The organism is Pseudomonas sp. W5-36 (genome assembly GCF_046540455.1).
GTDB classification, from domain to species: Bacteria; Pseudomonadota; Gammaproteobacteria; order Pseudomonadales; family Pseudomonadaceae; genus Aquipseudomonas; species Aquipseudomonas graminis_B.
The window spans coordinates 484,165-505,186 of sequence record NZ_JAXCIQ010000004.1; the positions used below are offsets into that span (position 1 = coordinate 484,165).

Sequence of the window (21,022 nt, forward strand, 5' to 3'; positions counted from 1 at the left end):
CTCGCAAAGGCGGCTGGATCTATTCCCGGCGCGCTATGAATGAAGAGGGCGGCCGGGTTCGGACCGCTCTTCTCATGCCCGGCAATACCGTTGCCGCCGTTGTAAATCGGGTCAGCCTGGTGCGCGGCGTGCGTCGCTGCACCGACGTCGGGCGATAAGCTGACCTCGAATTTTGCGCGTGTCCGTTAGGCGATATACGCCGTCCCTTTAGCGATAGACAAGCCTGCGCTTGGCGCGTACGTTCTTTTCCACTCATTGTTTAGTTGGACTTATATATACATTGAATTTCGGATAAATAGCCGGAAGGCGGAGGCGCGGACGAAAGGTTTTGACCGGCGTAAGTTTGGTTTTTAATAGGCAGATAAGTTGAAGCGATTTAAGTGGCTGGCATGCCGTTTGCTCTTTGCTTTGACTCGATAAACCCAACTTCGAGCCTAATGCCATGAGCAGTGATCAATACATTATTGAAGGCGCACGTACGCCTGTTGCGACCGCCCGTTGGTATCAACTTTTCATCGGTGTTGTGTGCATGATGGCGATTTCCAGTCCGCAATATGTCTGGACGCTGTTTACCGGCCCGCTGACCAATAAACTTGGTGTTTCGCTGGCGCAAGTGCAAATCACCTTTTCCCTGTTGATTATTTTGCAGACATTCTTTTCCCCCGTGCAGGGCTATCTGGTCGATCGTTTTGGCATTCGCCTGCTGGTCGGTCTGGGGTGCACGTTGTCCGGCCTTAGTTGGGTGCTGGCCAGTCAGGCTTCTTCTCTAAGCATGCTGTACTTGAGTTATGGCGTGGTGGGTGGCCTGGGTACCGGGATTGTCTACGTGGGAATTGTCGGTCTGATGGTGCGCTGGTTCCCGGACCGTCGCGGTTTTGCGGCAGGCGCTGTGGCCGCAGGCTATGGAATGGGCGCAATGCTCACCACGTTTCCTATCAGCAACAGTCTGCAAAGTGCTGGCATGGAACAGACCATGATGACGTTCGGCCTGGTGCTGGGGGTGGTCGGGCTTGCCGCGTCGCGGTTTTTGCGTCAACCACCGGCACTGTTGCGTGATGCGGCGGTGGCGCAAACGCCCCAGACCGTTTCTGATGTCGCGCCCCGCGAGATGCTCAAGACGCCAGTCTTCTGGCTGATGTTCGCCATGTTCACCATGATGTCCACGTCCGGTCTGATGGTGACCTCACAGATGGCCAGCTTCGCCAAGGATTTCGGCATGACCACCGTCATGGTGATGGGCATGGCGGCCTTGCCACTGGCCCTGACCATCGACCGGGTCTGCAATGGCCTGACCCGGCCATTGTTCGGCTGGATTTCCGACCGTTTCGGCCGTGAAAACACCATGGCGTTCGCGTTCCTGTTTGAAGGTGTAGCCATGACGCTGTGGTTGCTGACCAGTGATAATCCGGTCCTGTTCGTGCTGTTGTCGGGTGTCGTGTTCTTGGGCTGGGGTGAAATATTCTCCCTGTTCCCCTCAACCCTGACCGACACCTTCGGCACCCGCCACGCCACTACCAACTACGGTTTTCTGTACATGGCGCAGGGGATTGGCGCGGTGTTTGGCGGTCCGGTTGCAGCGCTGCTGCACCAGTACACAAGTAGCTGGTACCCGGTATTCGCAGTGGCCATCAGCTTTGACATCGTCACCGCTCTGCTGGCCTTCTTCGTGCTCAAACGCATGCGTATGAACTGGCTTGCCGCACACGCTCTGTAATTTTTACAACAAGGAATTTGCGCATGTTGAACACCACACTGGCCGCTCGGGGCATTGCCGTTGCACCTCACAGCCTCGCTGCCCAATCGGCGCTGGCAGTATTGCGCGAGGGCGGGAACGCGATCGAGGCCATGGTCGCGGCAGCCGCCACGATCGCCGTTGTGTACCCACACATGAACAGCCTGGGCGGCGACGGTTTCTGGCTCATCATGCCTGCTCAGGGCGAGCCGGTGGCGATTGACGCCAGCGGTCCGGCTGGCAGTCTGGCCACCCTGAGCCGCTACGAAGGCATGAACAAGATCCCGACCCGTGGCGTCGATGCGGCGCTGACCGTGGCGGGAACCGTAGGCGGCTGGCAGGAGGCCTTGGCCGTTTCGGCGCAACGGGGTGGCCATACTCCTTTGCCGCGCCTGCTCGAAGACGCGATCCACTATGCACAGTCTGGAATCCCCACCACCGTCTCGCAACACGTCGCCACTTCTGCCAAGCAGGCTGAGCTGCAGCATGTGCCGGGTTTTGCGGAGACGTTTTTGCCGAACGGCGCAGCGCCGCAAGCTGGCAGTCTGTTCCGGCAACCGCGTCTGGCGGACACGCTGCAAGCCTTGGCCGACGACGGTCTCGACAGTTTCTATCGCGGGGCGCTTGCCGATTCCATCGCCCATGATCTGGAGGCACTGGGCGCGCCGGTGACCCGCGCCGATCTGGCCAGCTACCGGGCCAGGCGTGTGCGCCCCCTTGAGCTGACCCACAGCGCAGGCACGGTTTACAACCTGACGCCCCCTAGCCAGGGGCTGGTTTCGCAGCTGATCCTGGGGATTTCCGATCACGCAGGTCTAGCCTCACATGCCGCGGACGAGGCAGACCATATTCATACCCTGGTGGAGGCGACCAAGCTCGCATTCGCGCTGCGCGATGGTCACATAACCGACCCCGAGCACATGACTATCGACCCACAGAGCTGCCTGGCGCCGGACAATCTGCAAGCGCTGGCCGCGCGCATTGATCCGCAGCAAGCCGCGCCGTGGGGTGAAGGCAAGGGGCCGGGCGACACGATCTGGATGGGTGTGATCGATAACGACGGGTTGGCGGTTTCGTTCATTCAGAGCATTTACCACGAATTCGGCAGCGGCGTGGTGTTGCAGGGCTCGGGCTTGAACTGGCAGAACCGCGGCGCCTCGTTCAGTCTCGATCCTGAGCACCTGTTGGTCTTGAAGCCGGGCAAGAAGCCGTTCCACACGCTCAACCCTGCGGCGGCCCGCTTGAAGGATGGCCGCGCCATGGTCTACGGCACCATGGGTGGAGACGGTCAGCCGCAGACGCAGGCGGCGGTGTTCAGCCGCTACGCGGTGTTTGGTCAGTCATTGCAGCAGGCGGTGACGGCGCCGCGCTGGTTACTGGGGCGGACCTGGGGTGATACGTCGGACACCCTGAAACTGGAGTCGCGTTTCCCGGCGTCCGTTGTCGATGAACTCAAGCGCCGTGGCCACGAGGTCGAGTTGCTTGCGGCCTTCACTGAAACCATGGGGCATGCCGGGGCTGCGGTGCGGCTGGTCAATGGCAGCTTTGAAGGCGCTTTCGATCCGCGTGGCAATGGCGCCGCCGCCGGCTATTGATTTACAGAAACACAAACTTGGCGATGAAGATCGCGCAGAGCGCCCAAAGGCTGACCGAAATCTCCCTGTGTTTGCCGGTGCCGGCTTTGAGCACTACGTAAGTGATAAAGCCCAGCGCGATGCCGTCGGCGACTGAGAACGTCAGCGGCATCATGATCGCCGTGACGATCGCCGGGATGCTGTCGGTGGCTTCGTCCCAGTCGATGTGCGCCATGCCGCCCATCATCAACATCGCCACATAAATCAATGCCCCTGCCGTCGCGTAGGCGGGAATCATGCCAGCCAGCGGGGCGAAGAACATCGCCGCCACGAACAGCACGCCCACGGTCACGGCGGTCAGCCCCGTCCGCCCCCCGGCCGCCACGCCCGAGGCGCTCTCCACGTAGCTGGTCACTGGCGGCACACCGACCATTGCGCCGAACACGCTGGAGGCGCTGTCTGCCTTCAAGGCCCGCGAGAGGTTCTCGATGCGACCGTTTTCGCGCACCAGACCGGCGCGCTGTGCCACACCCATGAGCGTGCCGGCGGTGTCGAACATGTGCACGAACAGAAACGCCAGCACTACGCTGATCATGCTGACGTTGAACACGCCCGTCAGGTCCATGGCCATCCAGGTCGGCGCCAGGCTCGGCGGGGTGGAGAAGATGCCGTTGTAATGCACCAGCCCCAGGCCCCAGCCGGCCAGCGTCACCGCGATGATGCTGATGAGGATCGCGCCGAAGACCCGGTGATAACTGAGTACGGCGATCATCAGAAAGCAGATGGCGGCGAGCAGCGGACCGGGTTCGCGCAACGAGCCGAGCTTGATCAGCGTCGCCGGGCTGTCGACCACGATGCCGGCGGTCTTCAGGCCGATCAGCCCGAGAAACAGACCGACCCCGGCGCCCATGGCGTAGCGCAGGCTGACCGGGATGCTGTTGAGCAGCCATTCGCGGATCCGCGACAGCGTCAGGAACATGAAGATCACGCCCGAGACGAACACCGCGCCCAAGGCCGTTTCCCAGCTGTAACCCATGGTGCCGACAACGGTGTAGGTGAAGAACGCGTTCAGGCCCATCCCCGGCGCCAGACCCACCGGCCAGTTGGCGTACAGCCCCATCAGCAGGCAGCCCAGCGCCGCGGCGATGCAGGTCGCGACGAACGCCGCGCCATGATCGATGCCGGCGTCGGCCATGATGTTGGGGTTGACGAAGATGATGTAGGCCATGGTGATGAAGGTCGTGAGCCCCGCCAGCAGCTCGGTCCGGACGGTCGTGCCGTGCAGGCTCAGTTTGAAGAGGCGTTCAAGCAGGCCTCTGCGCGGCAGCGTGAGATCCAGCGGCGTGGCTTCGGTTTTGCGACTTTCCACAGTGAAATCCTCGGGACGTTTTTGTTGTTATGACAAAGCCGGTTGCGGGCTCCGGGAGGCGGTGGACCTGTCAGGCCGATTTGTTGACTGAAAGGTCAGAAACGTGCACGAGAGGATTATGCTTTTGTATACAAATAATGCAAATAATGTTTTAGATATTGTTCGGTATATTTGGCGGATTGTGTGCATAACGCCCCGCCGTTTCGGGGCCTGTGCAGACGTTGCCGGCTGTGTACAATGCGCCATTACTTTTACTGTGACTTTGCCGGGATATCTGCTATTGGTTGCTCCAACAGTGGTCGTACCCGCCCTGATCACGGCAATGCCCCGCGCCGGATTCTGTTACCACGAGTGCCCATGAACGATCAGCTGCAACCCCTCAAGAAACACTCACGCACGGCCAAATCCGGCCGTACCGGCACCCAGGACGACATCGTCTACGCGCACATTTTCGAGGCGATTCTCGAACAGCGCCTGGCGCCCGGCACCAAACTGAGTGAAGAAGCCCTGGGTGAAATCTTCGGCGTCAGCCGCACCATCATTCGTCGCGCACTCTCGCGTCTGGCCCACGAGGGGGTGGTGTTGTTGCGCCCTAACCGTGGGGCGGTGGTGGCCAGCCCGAGCGTCGATGAGGCACGACAGGTGTTCTTTGCCCGGCGTCTGGTGGAGAAGGCGATCACTGAACTGGCGGTCGAGCACGCCACGGCGGAACAGCTCAGCGAGCTGCGCCAGATGGTCAGCGACGAGCGCGACAGTTTTTCCAAAGGGGATCGCGGAGCAGGCATTCGTCTGTCGGGGGAATTCCATCTGAAGCTGGCGGAAGCGGCGAAAAACGCTCCGCTCATCAGCTTCCAGCGAAGTCTGGTCTCGCAGACCTCGCTGATCATCGCGCAGTACGAAAGCGGCAACCGCTCGCACTGCTCATACGATGAACACACCCAACTGATCGACGCCATCGAAGCCCGCGACGCGACCCTGGCGGTGAACCTGATGATGCACCACATGGATCACATCGACAGCAAGCTCAACCTCGACGAAGACAGCGCCTCCGACGACCTCCACGCCGTGTTCTCGCACCTGATGCTGCCGAAGAAAAAGGCAGGGCGCAGCACCGCGGTCTAACCCCTCCCGTTCGCCGCATCTCTTGCGGCGAACGCAGAGCGTGCAGCAGCGCCTCAACGCTTATGCACCAACCCCCCCGCCGAATACGTTTCGCTCACGGTCCGGTCATCCCCCAGGGTCATCAGCACAAACAACCGCTCTTCGATGCTGGTCGCCTGACTCATGCGGTAGGCCAGCAGCGGCGTGGCGTTGTAGTCCAGTACCACGAAGTCCGCTTCACTGCCCGGCTGCAGATTGCCGATCTTGTCGTCAAGCCGCAGCGCCCGTGCGCCGCCCAGTGTCGCCAGGTACAGCGATTTGAACGGGCTCAGTTTGGCGCCTTGCAGCTGCATGACTTTGTACGCCTCGTTCAGCGTGTGCAGCAGCGAGAAGCACGTCCCGGCGCCGACGTCTGTCCCGAGTCCTACATTGACCTTGTGCTTTTCCGCCATCGGCAAGTTGAACAGCCCACTGCCGAGGAACAGGTTGGAGGTCGGGCAGAAGGCAATGGCTGACCCGGTTTCTGCCAGGCGCTCACACTCTTGGTCGCACAGGTGCACGCCATGGGCGAACATCGAGCGCTCGCCGAGCAGGTTGAAATGGTCGTACACGTCCAGGTAGTTCTTGCGCTCCGGGAACAGCGCCTTGACCCACTCGACTTCCTTCAGGTTTTCACTGATGTGGGTCTGCATGTACAGGTCGGGGTATTCGGTCAGCAACTGGCCGGCCAGGGTCAATTGCTCGGGCGTGCTGGTCGGGGCGAAGCGCGGGGTGACGGCGTAATGCAGACGGCCCTTGCCATGCCAGCGCTCGATCAGCGCCTTGCTGTCGACGTAGCTGGATTCAGCGGTGTCCACCAGATAATCCGGCGCGTTGCGGTCCATCATCACCTTGCCGGCAATCAGGCGCAGATTGAGCTTCTCGGCTGCACTGAACAGCGCCTCCACCGACTCCTTGTGACGACTGCCGAACACCAGTGCCGTGGTGGTGCCGTTGCGCAGCAGTTCCTTGAGAAAGATGTCAGCCACCTGCGCCGAATGCTCAGGGTCTTCGAACTGCTTCTCGCAGGGAAAGACGTAGGTGTTCAGCCAGTCGAGTAACTGCTCGCCGTAGGACCCGACCATGCCGGTCTGCGGCAAATGGATATGGGTGTCGATGAAACCGGCGGTGATCAGCGCGTCCTGATAGCTGACGATTTCGACGTCGTTGGCGAGGGTCTTCAACAGGTCTTCGGCATTGCCGAGGGCGATGATCTTGCCGTTGTCGACCACCATCAGGCCGTCTTCGAAATATTCGTACGACGCTTCCACCGCTACGTCGGCAGGGTCGGCGATACTGTGAATGATGGCGGCGCGGTAGGCTTTTTTGGCGGTGCTGATATCTGTGGTCATGTCAGTTGATCGTTCTTCCGGGATTCATTGGGCCTGGCTGCGGCGGGACACCGGCAGCAGCTTGGCGACAGGTTCGGCGGTGGTGCTTTGCTCGCCGAAATGAGCGTTGTAGGTGGCGATCACTTCGCCGGCGATGGACACGGCGATTTCCATAGGCAGCTTGCCTTTGACCTCGGTCAGGCCCATCGGGCACCGCATCCGCTGCAGCACCGCAGCATCGAAGCCGCGATCCCGCAGGCGATGCTCGAACTTCACGCGCTTGGTTTTCGAGCCGATCAGGCCGAAATAGCTGAAGTCGCCACGCTTGAGAATCGCAGCGGCGAGTTCCAGGTCCAGCTGATGATTGTGGGTCATGACGATGCAATAGCTGCCAGCGGGGAGGTTATCCACTTCTTCGGTGACGTCCTCGCAGAGGATCTGCGTCACGCCTTCTGGCAGGTGCGCGGGAAATTCGGCCTCGCGGGAATCGATCCAGCGCACGCGGCAGGGCAGGCTGGCCAGCAGCGGCACCAGCGCCCGACCGACGTGGCCGGCGCCGAAAACGGCAATGTGCGCCTGGGGCTGGCCCATGGGTTCGAACAGCAACACGTTAACGCCGCCGCAGCACTGACCCAGGCTGGCGCCAAGGCTGAAGCGCTCCAGGCGGGTGTGCTGGCTGCCGCTGGCGAGCATCTCCCGGGCAATTTCCATGGCCTTGTATTCCAGGTGACCGCCGCCGATGGTGTCGAAGATCCGCCCGGCGCTGACGACCATTTTCGAGCCGGCATTGCGCGGCGTCGAGCCCCGCTCCTCGATGATGGTCACCAGCACGCAGGCCTCGCCCTGCTGCTGCAAATCGGCGAGGGCGCTGATCCAGTTATTCATGTGATTTCTCCTGATCGGCGGGTTGGCAGATCAAACATCGTCATTGCCCGTGCTGGCCTCATCGCGAGCAAGCTCACTCCTACAGGCTCGCATTTGGACTGTAGGAACGACCGGGGTGGCGCTCCACCTTGCTCGCGAAGGCGTTGGCTCAAGCCACCACTGTTCAAACTGGCGAACCCGCCAGCTCATGGGCGACACCTTCCGCTTCCGGCGCCGCAGCCCGCAACGCCCGCATCTGCTCACACCCCCACAACACCCGTTCCGGGGTCGCCGGCGCGTCGATCTTCGGTTGATGCCGGTAATCGCCCAGGCTCGCCACCGCGTCCTTGATCGCGCACCACGCGGCGATGCCCAGCATGAATGGCGGCTCGCCCACGGCTTTGGAATGGAACACCGTGTCTTCGGGGTTCTTGCGGTTTTCCACCAGCTTCACCCGCAGGTCCGCCGGCATGTCGGCCACGGCCGGAATCTTGTAGCCGGCCGGGCCATTGGTCATCAGCTTGCCCTTGTCGTTCCAGACCAGTTCCTCGGTGGTCAGCCAGCCCATCCCTTGAATGTAGCCGCCCTCGACCTGGCCGATGTCGATGGCCGGGTTCAGCGAGGCGCCGACGTCATGAAGGATGTCCGTGCGCAGCATTTTGTATTCGCCGGTCAGGGTGTCGACCAGCACCTCGGTGCAAGCCGCGCCGAAGGCAAAGTAATAGAAGGGCCGGCCGCGCGCCTGGCTGCGGTCGTAGAAGATCTTCGGCGTCTTGTAATAGCCCGTGCTCGACAGCGACACCTGGCCCATCCACGCCTGCTGGGCGAGGGTGTCGAAGCTGATGACCTGCTCGCCGACGCGCACATGACCGTTGCGAAACTCGACCCGCGACTCATCGCACTGATAATGCCTGGCTGCGAATTCCACCAGCCGCTGCTTGAGGATCTCCGCAGCGTTCTGCGCGGCCTTGCCGTTCAAGTCAGCGCCGCTGGAGGCGGCCGTCGGCGACGTGTTCGGCACCTTGTCGGTATTCGTCGCGGTAATCTGCACACGGTCGATGTCGACCTGAAACACCTCGGCCACCACCTGCGCCACCTTGACGTTCAGACCCTGGCCCATCTCGGTGCCGCCGTGATTGAGGTGAATGCTGCCGTCGGTGTAAATGTGGATCAGCGCGCCGGCCTGGTTGAGAAAGCTGGCAGTGAAGGAAATGCCGAACTTCACCGGAATCAGGGCCAGGCCTTTCTTCAGAATCGGGCTGTGGGCGTTGTAGGCCGTGATCGCTTTGCGTCGCTCGACGTAGTCACTGCTTTCTTCCAGGTCGGCGGTCATTTCCTCGAGCATGTTGTGCTCGACCGTCTGGTAGTAATGGGTGACGTTGCGCTCGGTCTTGCCGTAATAGTTGGACTTGCGCACCGCCAGCGGATCCTTGCCCAGATGCCGGGCGATGACGTCCATCACTTCCTCGATGGCGACCATCCCCTGGGGGCCGCCGAAGCCCCGGTAGGCCGTGTTTGACGCGGTGTTGGTCTTGCAGCGATGGCCATTGATCGTGGCGTCGCCCAGGTAATACGAATTGTCGGCGTGAAACATCGCGCGGTCGACGATGGACGCCGACAGGTCCGGCGAATAACCGCAGTTGCCCGCCAGTTCAAGCTGAATCCCGTGCAAGCGTCCGTCGTCGTCGAACCCCACGTCGTACTCGACGTAAAACGGGTGCCGCTTGCCGGTCATCATCATGTCTTCCACGCGGGGCAGGCGCATCTTGGTCGGCTGACCGGTCAGACGCGCAACCACCGCGCACAGGCACGCGGGGCTCGCGGCCTGGGTTTCCTTGCCGCCGAAGCCGCCGCCCATACGGCGCATGTCGACGACGATCTTATTCATCGGCACGTCCAGCACTTCGGCGACGAGTTTTTGCACCTCGGTCGGGTTCTGCGTCGAGCAATAGACGATCATGCCGCCGTCTTCCGTGGGCATCACCGACGAAATCTGCGTCTCCAGGTAGAAGTGCTCCTGACCGCCGATGTGCAGCGTGCCCTGAATCCGGTGGGTGGCGGACGCCAGCGCCGTCGACGAATCACCGCGCTGGTGGGTGTGGCTGTCGAGCACGAAGTGCTTGTTGCGGTAGGCCTGGACGACGTCGAGCACCGGCTCCAAGTCTTCGTATTCGATGATCGCGGCCATGGCCGCCTTGCGTGCGGTTTCCAGATCCCGGGCGGCCACGGCAATCACCGGCTGACCGACGAACTCGACCGTGTCGATGGCCAGCAACGGGTCGCCGGGCAGCAGCGGGCCGATGTCCTTGAGGCCGGGAATGTCTTCATGGGTGATGGCGATGCGCACGCCGTCGAAGGCGTAGCAGGGCGACACGTCGACGCGGACGATGCGCGCGTGGGCACGGTCGGACAGCCGCGCATACACGTGCAGCTGATTGGGGAATTCGAGACGGTCGTCGATGTAGATCGCTTCGCCGGAGACGTGCTTGTCGGCGCTGTCGTGCTTGACGCTGCGGCCCACGCCGGTGGTCAGGTCCTGTTGAAACAGGGCGACCATTTCTTCCTGGGACTTGGCTGAATGATGGTTAGACATAAGCTGTCACCCGCGTCTGGATGTGGGGCGTTTGCACTTCAATGAAGTATTTGCGCAGCAGGTTCTGTGCGCTGAGCAGGCGGTATTCCTTGCTCGCGCGGAAATCCGTCAGCGGCGTGAAATCCTCGGCCAGTGCGGCGCAGGCACGCTCGATGGTGGCCGACGTCCATGGCTGGCCGATCAGCGCCTGTTCGCAATGGGCGGCGCGTTTGGGGATCGCCGCCATGCCGCCGAAGGCCGCGCGGGCGTCGACGATGGCACCGTTCTCGACCTGCACGCGGAACGCTGCGCACACCGCCGAGATGTCGTCGTCCAGCCGCTTGGAAACCTTGTACGCGCGAAACGTCTGCCGGGCGTTGGCGCGGGGCACGATGATGCGCTCGATGAACTCGCTTTCCTGACGCACCGTCACGCGGTAATCAATGAAGTAATCCTCCAGCGCCAGGGTGCGGGTTTGCTCGCCTTTGCGCAGCACGATCTTCGCGCCCAAGGCGATGAGCAGGGGCGGCGAGTCGCCAATCGGCGAAGCGTTGCCGATGTTGCCGCCGAGGGTGCCCTGATTGCGGATCTGCAGCGATGCAAAACGGTGCAGCAATTCGCCGAAGTCCGGGTACTCGCGGCTCAGTGCTTCGTAGCAATCGGTGAGCGCCGTGGCCGCGCCGATCTCGATGCGGTCTTCGAAGTGTTCGATCTTTTTCATCGCGGCGACGTTGCCGACGTAGATCATCACCGGCAGCGGGCGATGGAATTGCGTCACTTCGAGGGCCAGATCAGTGCCGCCGGCCAGCAATCGCGCCTGAGGATAGGCGTTGTAGAGATCCGCCAGATCAGCGACGGTCAGCGGTACCAGGCAGCGCTTGTCACCGCTGTTCAGCTCGCCGGTTTGCGTCGGCGCAATGGCCTTGAGGCGGGCGATGGTCTGCGCTTTCAGGGCATCGAACTGGTCAGGCTGCGGTTGGCTGCAGCTTTGCTCGGCCGCCGCGAGGATCGGTCGATAGCCGGTGCAACGGCATAGGTTTCCGGCCAAGGCTTCGTGGGCCTGGGCGTGCCTGGTGTCGGGCGAGGCGGATTCGGCGCTGTTCTTTTGCAGCGCGAACAGCGCCATGACAAAGCCCGGCGTGCAGAAGCCGCACTGGGAACCGTGGCAGTCGACCATCGCCTGCTGAACGCTGTGCAAGCGTCCCTGATGCTTGAGGTCTTCAACGCTGATCAGTTGCTTGCCGTGCAGCGAGGCCACAAAGGTCAGGCAAGAATTGAGGCTTCGATAACTCAGTTGCTCCCGGCCCGCCGCATCGGTGGTCAGCTCGCCCACGACCACCGTGCACGCGCCGCAATCGCCGCTGGCGCAGCCTTCTTTGGTGCCGGACTTGTGCAGATGCTCGCGCAGATAGTTGAGCACCGTCACATTGGGGTCCAGAGCCTGTTCGGTTTTCAGCTCTTGGTTCAGGAGAAACTGGATCACGGGTCGCGCCTCGTTCTTGTCATTTAAAAGCACTGGTCACAGCTGCCGGCGGAGGGGTCATCGAACATGTCGATGAATCTATCAGCTCTGACTATCGGGTCAATTAATTTCTGACTCAAAGGTCAAGAAATTCATTATTTCGAAATATGGCCGATAACTCAGGTGAACATGATGTTTAAAGACTGGGTGCGCGTGAGCAGAACATATCCGTGTTTCTGCTTAATTCGTGCCAGTTTCCACAGTATGGCCCTGCGCCACAGACCTGCAGTGCGATACACTCCGCCGCTTGTTTGCGACCCAAGAAGTTGAAGGTAAGAAATGACGTTCAAGGCACCTGACAGCCTCGCCGAGCAGATCGCTCACCACCTTGCCGAGCGCATCATCCGCGGCGAGCTCAAGCCAGGGGAGCGGATTCAGGAGCAGAAGGTCACGGCCGCGCTGAACGTGAGCCGGGGCTCGGTGCGCGAGGCGTTGCTGATTCTCGAACGCCGCCACCTGATCGTGATCCTGCCCCGTCGTGGCGCGCAGGTGTCGGTCCTGACCCCGCACAACATCACCAGCCTCTGCGCCTTGATGAGCGAGATGTACATCCTGCTCGGTCTGGCCGTGGCGCGCAGCTGGAAGGAGCCGGTCGATCTGGCGCCGTTCCAGCAGATTCAGCAGCGGCTCATGGCCAGTTGCGAGCGCCAGGACGTGAAAGGCTTCGTCGAAGAGAGCTTCAACGTGATGCGCGCGGCCTATCCGTTCGCCAACAACCCGTACCTGGAAGAGACCGTCGAGAACCTGCAGCCCTCCATGAGCCGCTTCTATTTCCTCGCCCTGGATCAACGCGAGGCGGAAATGAGTGAATACCTGACCCTGTTCGGCCAGTTGCTCGAAGCAGTGGTGGCGCGGGATCTGGCGCGCATCCGCGACGTGCTGACCTGCTACGCCGAGCGCAGCTGCCAATCGGTTTTGTCTGCCCTGGCGGCCAGCTGATTCATGCGCCTCAAGTGCATCAGGCTGGCCGGGTTCAAATCGTTCGTCGACCCGACGACGGTGAACTTCCCCAGCAACATGGCGGCCGTGGTCGGCCCCAATGGATGCGGCAAATCCAACATCATCGACGCGGTGCGCTGGGTCATGGGCGAAAGCTCGGCCAAGAACCTGCGCGGCGAGTCGATGACCGATGTCATCTTCAACGGCTCCACCAGCCGCAAGCCGGTGAGTCAGGCGAGCATCGAGCTGGTTTTCGATAACTCCGACGGCACCCTGGTCGGCGAATACGCCAGCTACGCGGAAATCTCCATTCGCCGCAAAGTGACCCGCGACAGCCAGAACAGCTACTACCTCAACGGCACCAAATGCCGTCGCCGCGACATCACCGACATCTTCCTCGGTACCGGCCTGGGCCCGCGCAGCTACTCGATCATCGAGCAGGGCATGATCTCCAAGCTGATCGAAGCCAAGCCCGAAGACCTGCGCAATTTCATCGAAGAAGCTGCCGGCATCTCCAAGTACAAGGAGCGCCGCCGCGACACCGAAAACCGCATTCGCCGCACCCACGAAAACCTCGCGCGCCTGACCGATTTGCGCGAAGAACTGGGTCGGCAGCTGGAGCGCCTGCAGCGTCAGGCCCAGGCGGCCGAGAAGTATCAAGAATACAAGGCCGAAGAGCGTCAGCTCAAGGCGCAACTGTCGGCGTTGCGCTGGCAGGCGCTGAATGAGCAAGTGGCCCAGCGCGAATCGGTGATCGGCAATCAGGAGGTCGGCTTCGAGTCATTGGTCGCCGACCAGCGCAGCGCCGACGCGGCCATCGAGCGCCTGCGCGATGGCCATCACGACCTGTCCGAGCGATTCAATCTCGTGCAGGGGCGCTTCTATTCCGTGGGCGGCGACATCGCCCGGGTCGAGCAAAGCATCCAGCACGGTCAGCAGCGCTTGCGTCAGTTGCAGGACGACCTGCGCGAAGCCGAGCGCGCGCGCCTGGAAACCGAATCCCACCTGGGCCACGACCGCACACTGCTGGCGACCCTTGGCGAAGAGCTGGAAATGCTCGAGCCGGAGCAGGAAATCACCCTCGCCGCCGCCGAAGAGTCCGCCGCCGCGCTGGAAGACGCCGAAACCGCCATGCACGGCTGGCAGGAGCAGTGGGACGCTTTCAACCTCACGTCCGCCGAACCCCGGCGGCAGGCCGAAGTGCAGCAGTCGCGCATTCAGCAGCTGGAAACCAGCCTGGAGCGCCTGGCCGAGCGTCAGCGGCGTTTGGGTGAAGAGCGCCAATTGCTCGCGGCTGACCCCGAAGACGCCGCGATTCTCGAACTCAGCGAAGACCTCGCCGCGCGGGAAATGGCTTTCGAAGAACTGACCGCTGAAGAAGAACACCTGATCGAGCGCCTTGAGCAACTGCGCGTCGATCTACAACAGGCCACCCAGGCGCAGCAACAGGCCCAGGGCGATCTGCAACGCTTGAACGGTCGCCTCGCTTCGCTGGAAGCCTTGCAACAGGCGGCACTCGATCCCGGCACCGGCACCGCCGAATGGCTGCGCGATCATCAACTCAGTGAGCGTCCGCGTCTGGCCGAAGGGCTGCGGGTCGAGGCGGGCTGGGAAATGGCCGTGGAAACCGTGCTGGGCGCCGACCTGCATGCGGTGCTGGTGGATGATTTCGCCGGGCTCGATCTGGCCGGATTCAGTCAGGGCGACCTGCGCCTGGTGAGTCCCGGCGCTGATGTCATGCGCATCCCTGGCAGTTTGCTGGACAAAGTCGACACTCAGGTCGATCTCACCCACTGGCTGGGCCAGGTCAAACCCGCTGAAACCCTCGACGATGCCCTGGCGCTGCGCGGCCAACTGGGCGCCGGCGAGAGCCTGATCAGCCGCGACGGCTATTGGGTCGGTCGGGATTTTCTCCGCGTGCGCCGCGCCAGCGAAGCCGAAAGCGGCGTGCTGGCGCGGGGTCAGGAATTGCAGCGCCTTGAAGCCGAGCGCGACGAACGTGAGGCGAGCCTGGCTGCGCTGGAAGAACAATTGCTAACTCAGCGCGAGCAGCAACGCACCCAGGAAGACAACCGCGAGCAATTGCGCCGTCGCTTGCAGGACGAAGCCCGTCAGCAGAGCGAGCTCAAGGCGCAGTTGTCCGCTGCCAAAGCCAAGGTCGAGCAACTGACCCTGCGCCGCACGCGGCTCGATGAAGAATTGACCGAGCTCGCTGAACAGCGGGCCATGGAGCAGGAAACCCTCGGCGAATCCCGCCTGCAACTGCAGGACGCCCTCGACAGCATGGCGCTGGACACCGAACAGCGCGAGCTGCTGCTGGCCCAGCGCGACAGCCTGCGCGAGCGCCTGGACCGGGTGCGTCAGGAAGCCCGGCAGCATAAGGATCACGCCAACCAGTTGGCCGTGCGCCTGGGTTCGCTGCGCGCGCAGCATGATTCCACCCGTCAGGCCCTGGAACGGCTGGAGATGCAGTCCGAGCGCCTGACCGAGAAGCGCGAGCAATTGAGCCTGAATCTGGAGGAGGGCGCCGCGCCGCTGGAAGAGTTGCGCATGAAGCTCGAAGAGCTGCTGGAAAAGCGCATGGTGGTCGACGAGGAGATGCGCACCGCCAAGAACGCCCTGGAAGACGCCGACCGCGAACTGCGGGAAGCCGAGAAACGTCGCAACCAGGCCGAGCAGCAATCGGCGCTGTTGCGTGGGCAATTGGAGCAGCAGCGCCTGGAATGGCAGACCCTGACCGTAAGGCGCAAGGCGCTTCAGGAGCAACTGCACGAAGACGGCTACGACCTGGACGGCGTGTTGGCGACCCTGACCGCCGACGCCAACGAGAAGGCCGCCGAAGAAGAGCTCGAACGCATCGCCGCACGGATTCAGCGTCTGGGCGCCATCAACCTTGCCGCCATCGACGAGTATCAGCAGCAGTCCGAACGCAAACGCTATCTGGACGCCCAGGACGCCGATCTGGTCGAAGCGCTGGACACGCTGGAAAGCGTGATTCGCAAAATCGACAAGGAAACACGCAACCGTTTCAAAGAGACCTTTGATCAGATAAACAGCGGAATTCAGGCACTTTTTCCAAAAGTTTTCGGTGGCGGCAGCGCTTACTTGGAACTGACGGGCGAAGATTTACTCGATACAGGGGTGACGATCATGGCGCGTCCTCCCGGCAAGAAAAACAGCACGATCCATTTGCTGTCCGGGGGTGAGAAAGCCCTGACCGCGCTGGCGCTGGTTTTTGCCATCTTCAAACTCAACCCGGCGCCGTTCTGCATGCTCGACGAAGTCGATGCGCCGCTGGACGACGCCAACGTGGGGCGCTACGCCCGGTTGGTCAAAGAGATGTCGCAGACGGTGCAGTTCATCTACATCACCCACAACAAGATCGCCATGGAAATGGCTGACCAGTTGATGGGCGTCACCATGCACGAACCGGGTTGTTCAAGGCTGGTGGCGGTGGACGTAGAGGAGGCGATGGCGCTGGTGGAGTCATAGCAGGATGCGCAGTTGATCGCGTGGCGATCATGCAGATTTGCAGGGAAAAGTGGCGCACGGACGTCCAGTACAGGAACCACCGCCGCAGCGTGACAGATGCTTGTGACCTGCCAGATGTAACAGACGGTGTAAAGTTGCCTTTGGTCGTGCTAGCTTAATGTCCACTTTTCCATTTCGCGTGGGTAAAAGGCCATTCAGAACATAGAGTTGGCTCCACGTTTTAAAGGGGTTTGCGCCCTTAATTTTCAGAATTTCATTAGAGGCACGGGACTACATGGAAATCGGTCTGCGAGAGTGGCTGATCGTCATCGGCATTATTGTCATTGCCGGTATTCTGTTTGACGGCTGGCGCCGTATGCGCGGCGGCAAGGGCAAATTGAAATTCAGGCTGGACCGCAACTTATCCAACCTGCCGGACGACGACGAACCAACGTCCGCCGAAGTGCTGGGCCCTGCGCGCGTCCTCGACACCCATAAAGAACCGAAACTCGACGAGCATGACCTGCCGACGATGAGTGCCGCGCCCCGGGAGCGCGCCGAACGTGAACCGCGACGGGGCAAGCGCAAGGACGAGCCGCATCAGGGCGACCTTAACCTGAGCGCCGGTCCTGACCTGTTCAGTGCCCGCGACGACGACTTCCCGGACGACAAGCCGAACCAGCGCATCACCGAAGACAAGGACCTGCCACCGGTGGAAGAAGTGCTGGTGATCAGCGTGATCTCCCGGGACGAAAGCGGCTTCAAAGGTCCGGCGCTGTTGCAGAACATTCTGGAAAGCGGCCTGCGCTTTGGCGAAATGGACATTTTCCACCGTCACGAAAGCATGGCCGGCAACGGCGAGGTGCTGTTCTCGATGGCCAATGCGGTCAAGCCGGGCGTGTTCGATCTGGACGATATCGACCACTTCAGCACCCGCGCCGTGAGCTTCTTCCTGGGTTTGCCAGGGCCGCGTCATCCGAAGCAGGCCTTCGATGTCATGGTCGCCGCCGCTCGCAAGCTGGCCCACGAGCTCAACGGTGAATTGAAAGATGACCAGCGCAGCGTCATGACCGCGCAGACCATCGAGCATTACCGTCAGCGCATCGTCGAGTTCGAACGCCGCGCCCTGACCCAGCGCCGTTGATTGGCTGCACGTTTATTGGACGATGCAATCCTGTAGGAGCGTGGCTTGTCCCGCGATCTGGCGCGAAGCGGCAGTAGATCTGACGGATGAGGTATTTCAGCTACACCGCGTTGGATGAGCTGCGACTGCTGCGCAGCCGATCGCGGGACAAGCCACGCTCCCACAGGTTATGCACGTACCACGATTGAGCAGCTTCGGCTGCTCTTTTGCATTTCGAGATTATTTTTATGAAAGCCGCCGAAACCCGCATCCTTGAACTGCGCGCTGAGCTGGATCAGCACAATTACCGCTATCACGTGCTCGACGAGCCGAGCATCCCAGACGTCGAGTACGACCGGCTGTTCCACGAGCTGAAGGCGCTGGAGGCGGAGAACCCGCATCTGGTGACCCCTGACTCGCCGACCCAGCGGGTGGGCAGTGCGGCACTGTCGGCGTTCACCCAGGTGCGCCACGAAATCCCCATGCTGAGCCTCGGCAACGCCTTCGAAGAAACCGACATGCTCGAGTTCGATCGTCGGGTCAACGAAGGGCTGGACCTGCCGGCTGCTTCGAAGAAGGTGGAATACAGCTGCGAGCCGAAACTCGACGGCCTGGCGGTCAGCCTGCTGTACCAGAACGGCGCGCTGGTGCGTGGTGCCACCCGCGGCGACGGCACCACCGGCGAAGACATCAGCGTCAACGTGCGCACCGTGCGCAATATCCCGCTGAAGCTGCACGGCAAGGGCTGGCCGGACACCCTCGAAGTGCGCGGCGAAGTCTTCATGTCCAAGGCCGGCTTCGAGCGTCTGAACGCCAGTCAGCTTGAAGTGGGTGGCAAGACCTTCGCCAACCCGCGCAACGCGGCGGCCGGCAGCCTGCGCCAGCTGGATTCGAAAATCACCGCCAACCGCCCGCTGGAATTTTGCTGCTATGGCATCGGCCAGGTGTCCCACGACATCGCCGACACCCACACCGGCAACCTCCAGCAGCTGAAAGAGTGGGGCATGCCGATCAGCCGCGAGATGAAAATTGCCCACGGCATTGAAGACTGCCTGACGTACTACCACGACATCGGCGAGAAACGTCTCACGCTCCCGTACGAAATCGACGGCGTGGTGTTCAAGGTGAACAGCGTTGCCGCCCAGCGCGAGCTGGGTTTCCGCGCCCGCGAACCACGCTGGGCCATCGCTCACAAATTCCCGGCCATGGAAGAACTCACCGAGCTGCTCGACGTGGAATTCCAGGTCGGCCGCACCGGCGCCGTCACGCCGGTCGCCCGTTTGAAACCGGTGAAAGTCGCCGGTGTGACGGTCGCCAACGCGACGCTGCACAACATGGACGAAGTGGCGCGTCTGGGCCTGATGATCGGCGACACGGTGATCATCCGCCGCGCCGGGGACGTGATTCCCCAGGTGGTGCAGGTGGTGCAGGAGCGCCGCCCGACACACGCGCGCGCCGTCGAGATCCCGCAGACCTGCCCGGTGTGTGGCTCCCAGGTCGAGCGCACGCAACTGATCAAGCGCAGCAAGGGCAAGGAAACCATCAGCGAAGGCGCGGTTTACCGTTGCGTCGGCCGTCTGGCCTGTGGCGCGCAGCTCAAGCAGGCGATCATCCATTACGTGTCCCGTCGGGCGATGGACATCGAAGGCCTGGGCGACAAGACCATCGAGCAGCTGGTGGACGAGAAGCTCATCGGTTCGCCCGCCGATCTGTACAAGCTGAAGTACGAGCAGATCATCGATCTGGAGGGTTTTGCCGAAATCTCCAGCAAGAAGCTGCTCAAGGCCATCGACGACAGCAAGCAGCCGACGCTGGCGCGCTTCATCTATGCGCTGGGCATTCCGGACGTGGGTGAGGAGACGGCCAAGGTATTGGCGCGCTCGCTGGGTTCGCTGGATCGCGTGATTGTGGCGCTGCCGGAGGTGCTGACGTATTTGCCGGACGTGGGTCTGGAAGTCGCCCATGAGATTCACAGTTTCTTCGAGGACGAGCACAACCAGAAGGTGATCGGGGCCTTGCTCGGCGAATGCCAGATGGAGCTTCAGGACACGGGCGACTTGGGCGCTGAGTTCGCAGCCAGTGCGACCTTGGGCGGGATGCTGGACAAGCTGAATATTCCGTCGGTAGGGCCGGGTGCGGCGCAGAAACTGGCGGACAAGTTCGGCACCCTTGAGGCGGTGGTTTCGGCAGACTGGCTGGATATGCGGCAGACACTGCCGGAGAAGCAGGCGCAGGCGGTGCGGGCGTTTTTCGATGTCCCGGAGCATGCGCAGCGGGCGTTGGCGATCGAGCAGCAGCTGAAGGATTTCGGCATGCACTGGCAGAGCGAGAAAAAGGTGGTGGAGGGTTTGCCGCTGGCCGGGCAGACGTGGGTCTTGACCGGTTCGCTGGAGTTGATGAGCCGGGATGTGGCGAAGGAGAAGCTGGAGGGGCTGGGGGCGAAGGTGTCCGGTTCGGTCTCGGCGAAGACCCACACGGTGGTGGCCGGGCCGGGGGCGGGGTCGAAGTTGACCAAGGCCAACGAGCTGGGGCTTAAGGTGCTCGACGAAGAGGCGTTTGTGAGGTTTCTAAAGCAACATGGCGTTGAGGTCGGCTAGATCAAGATCAAAAGCGTCTGCCTGGGGGCAGACTGTTTCGCCTTCGGCGAGTTACTTGATAAAGCCCCAAGTAACCAAGGGCTTGTGCTCCTGGTTGGGCCCCTCGTTCCTCGGGGTTCCCTCACTCCGGTCTCGCTCCGTGGGCCCGCGCCGAACGGACATCCATGTCCTGACGGCGCTCTCGCCGCATCCCTGCGGCTCGGCCCACTCCGCGAGACCTGCGTTCAGCCTGCACCCAAGTCGCGTTCTGCGGTGTTTGGGCTTTTTGTGCAGGAAGATCAAAAGCGCTTTTAAAGCCGATCAAGGGCTTCCCGGCTAAAGCCGGTCCTACGGTCGAGGTCTGCCGCGACTCTTGCAGAATGCACGCGCTGCCGTTAGTGGGACCGGCTTTAGCCGGGAAGGGGGCAGTTCAGTCACCATCAGTTTCTCAGTTCGGCAACTGATCGTTCCCACGCTCCGCGTGGGCATGCATCCCAAGACGCTCCGCGTCATGCAGGGACGCGGAGCGTCCGAGGCGGCGTTACCACGCGGAGCGTGGGAACGATCAACGATCAGCAGAAACAACGCGCACCCGTAGGACCGGCTTCAGCCGAGAAGCCTTTGATCTGCACTTGATCGTGATCTTGATCTTCATACACAGCCAGCCCAGACACCGCCAATCGCGACTTGGGTGCGGGCCCACGGAGCGTCGTCGGAGTGAGGGAACCCTGAGGAACGAAGGGCCAAACCAGGAGCAGGCACCCTTGGTTACTTGGGGTGCTTTTCCAAGTAACTCGCCGAAGGCGAAA

Annotated in this window: 12 protein-coding genes; 7 read left to right on the forward strand and 5 right to left on the reverse strand. The window is 61.9% G+C overall.

Going from position 1 to position 21,022, the window contains the following annotated elements:
• Positions 1-442 precede the first annotated feature (442 nt).
• Together oxlT and SLW74_RS10505 are read left to right on the forward strand one after the other, a co-directional pair.
• A complete protein-coding gene (gene oxlT / locus SLW74_RS10500) occupies positions 443-1,714 on the forward strand; it encodes an oxalate/formate MFS antiporter (RefSeq protein ID WP_369319304.1) in 1,272 nt (423 codons plus the stop codon).
• 23 nt (positions 1,715-1,737) lie between these two features.
• Positions 1,738-3,327 (forward strand): gamma-glutamyltransferase family protein, encoded by a 1,590-nt coding sequence (locus SLW74_RS10505; RefSeq protein ID WP_410928800.1) that lies wholly within the window; start codon positions 1,738-1,740, stop codon positions 3,325-3,327.
• 1 nt (position 3,328) lies between these two features.
• Here SLW74_RS10505 and SLW74_RS10510 read toward each other — a convergent pair whose 3' ends face one another.
• Positions 3,329-4,675, reverse strand: coding sequence for an NCS2 family permease (locus SLW74_RS10510; protein WP_410928801.1), 1,347 nt, complete (start codon positions 4,673-4,675; stop codon positions 3,329-3,331).
• A gap of 357 nt (positions 4,676-5,032) precedes the next feature.
• Between SLW74_RS10510 and SLW74_RS10515 the strand changes: the two genes are divergently transcribed.
• A complete protein-coding gene (locus tag SLW74_RS10515; protein ID WP_065988718.1) occupies positions 5,033-5,797 on the forward strand; it encodes a GntR family transcriptional regulator in 765 nt (254 codons plus the stop codon).
• A 53-nt stretch (positions 5,798-5,850) separates the two neighbouring features.
• Here SLW74_RS10515 and guaD read toward each other — a convergent pair whose 3' ends face one another.
• The 4 genes from guaD to xdhA all read right to left on the reverse strand — a co-directional run bounded on the left by guaD (position 5,851) and on the right by xdhA (position 12,065).
• Entirely contained in the window at positions 5,851-7,167 is a 1,317-nt protein-coding gene (gene guaD / locus SLW74_RS10520) for a guanine deaminase (protein ID WP_410928802.1), read from the reverse strand.
• Positions 7,168-7,191: 24 nt separating this feature from the next.
• A complete protein-coding gene (gene xdhC / locus SLW74_RS10525) occupies positions 7,192-8,031 on the reverse strand; it encodes a xanthine dehydrogenase accessory protein XdhC (RefSeq protein WP_065988716.1) in 840 nt (279 codons plus the stop codon).
• Positions 8,032-8,194: 163 nt separating this feature from the next.
• Positions 8,195-10,603, reverse strand: coding sequence for a xanthine dehydrogenase molybdopterin binding subunit (xdhB, locus tag SLW74_RS10530; protein ID WP_410928803.1), 2,409 nt, complete (start codon positions 10,601-10,603; stop codon positions 8,195-8,197).
• Positions 10,596-12,065, reverse strand: coding sequence for a xanthine dehydrogenase small subunit (gene xdhA, locus SLW74_RS10535; RefSeq protein ID WP_410928804.1), 1,470 nt, complete (start codon positions 12,063-12,065; stop codon positions 10,596-10,598). Before xdhA ends, xdhB begins: the two co-directional genes overlap by 8 nt.
• Positions 12,066-12,383: 318 nt before the next feature.
• Between xdhA and SLW74_RS10540 the strand changes: the two genes are divergently transcribed.
• The 4 genes from SLW74_RS10540 to ligA all read left to right on the forward strand — a co-directional run bounded on the left by SLW74_RS10540 (position 12,384) and on the right by ligA (position 20,234).
• Positions 12,384-13,043 carry a GntR family transcriptional regulator gene (locus SLW74_RS10540; RefSeq protein ID WP_065988713.1) on the forward strand — a complete coding sequence of 220 codons (660 nt, stop codon included), beginning with the start codon at positions 12,384-12,386 and terminating at the stop codon, positions 13,041-13,043.
• Positions 13,044-13,046: 3 nt separating this feature from the next.
• Positions 13,047-16,535, forward strand: coding sequence for a chromosome segregation protein SMC (gene smc / locus SLW74_RS10545; protein WP_410928805.1), 3,489 nt, complete (start codon positions 13,047-13,049; stop codon positions 16,533-16,535).
• 274 nt (positions 16,536-16,809) lie between these two features.
• The gene (gene zipA / locus SLW74_RS10550; RefSeq protein WP_065988711.1) at positions 16,810-17,658 is read left to right on the forward strand and encodes a cell division protein ZipA; all 849 of its coding nucleotides are present in this window, start codon (positions 16,810-16,812) and stop codon (positions 17,656-17,658) included.
• 227 nt (positions 17,659-17,885) lie between these two features.
• A complete protein-coding gene (gene ligA / locus SLW74_RS10555; protein ID WP_410928806.1) occupies positions 17,886-20,234 on the forward strand; it encodes an NAD-dependent DNA ligase LigA in 2,349 nt (782 codons plus the stop codon).
• Positions 20,235-21,022 lie beyond the last annotated feature (788 nt).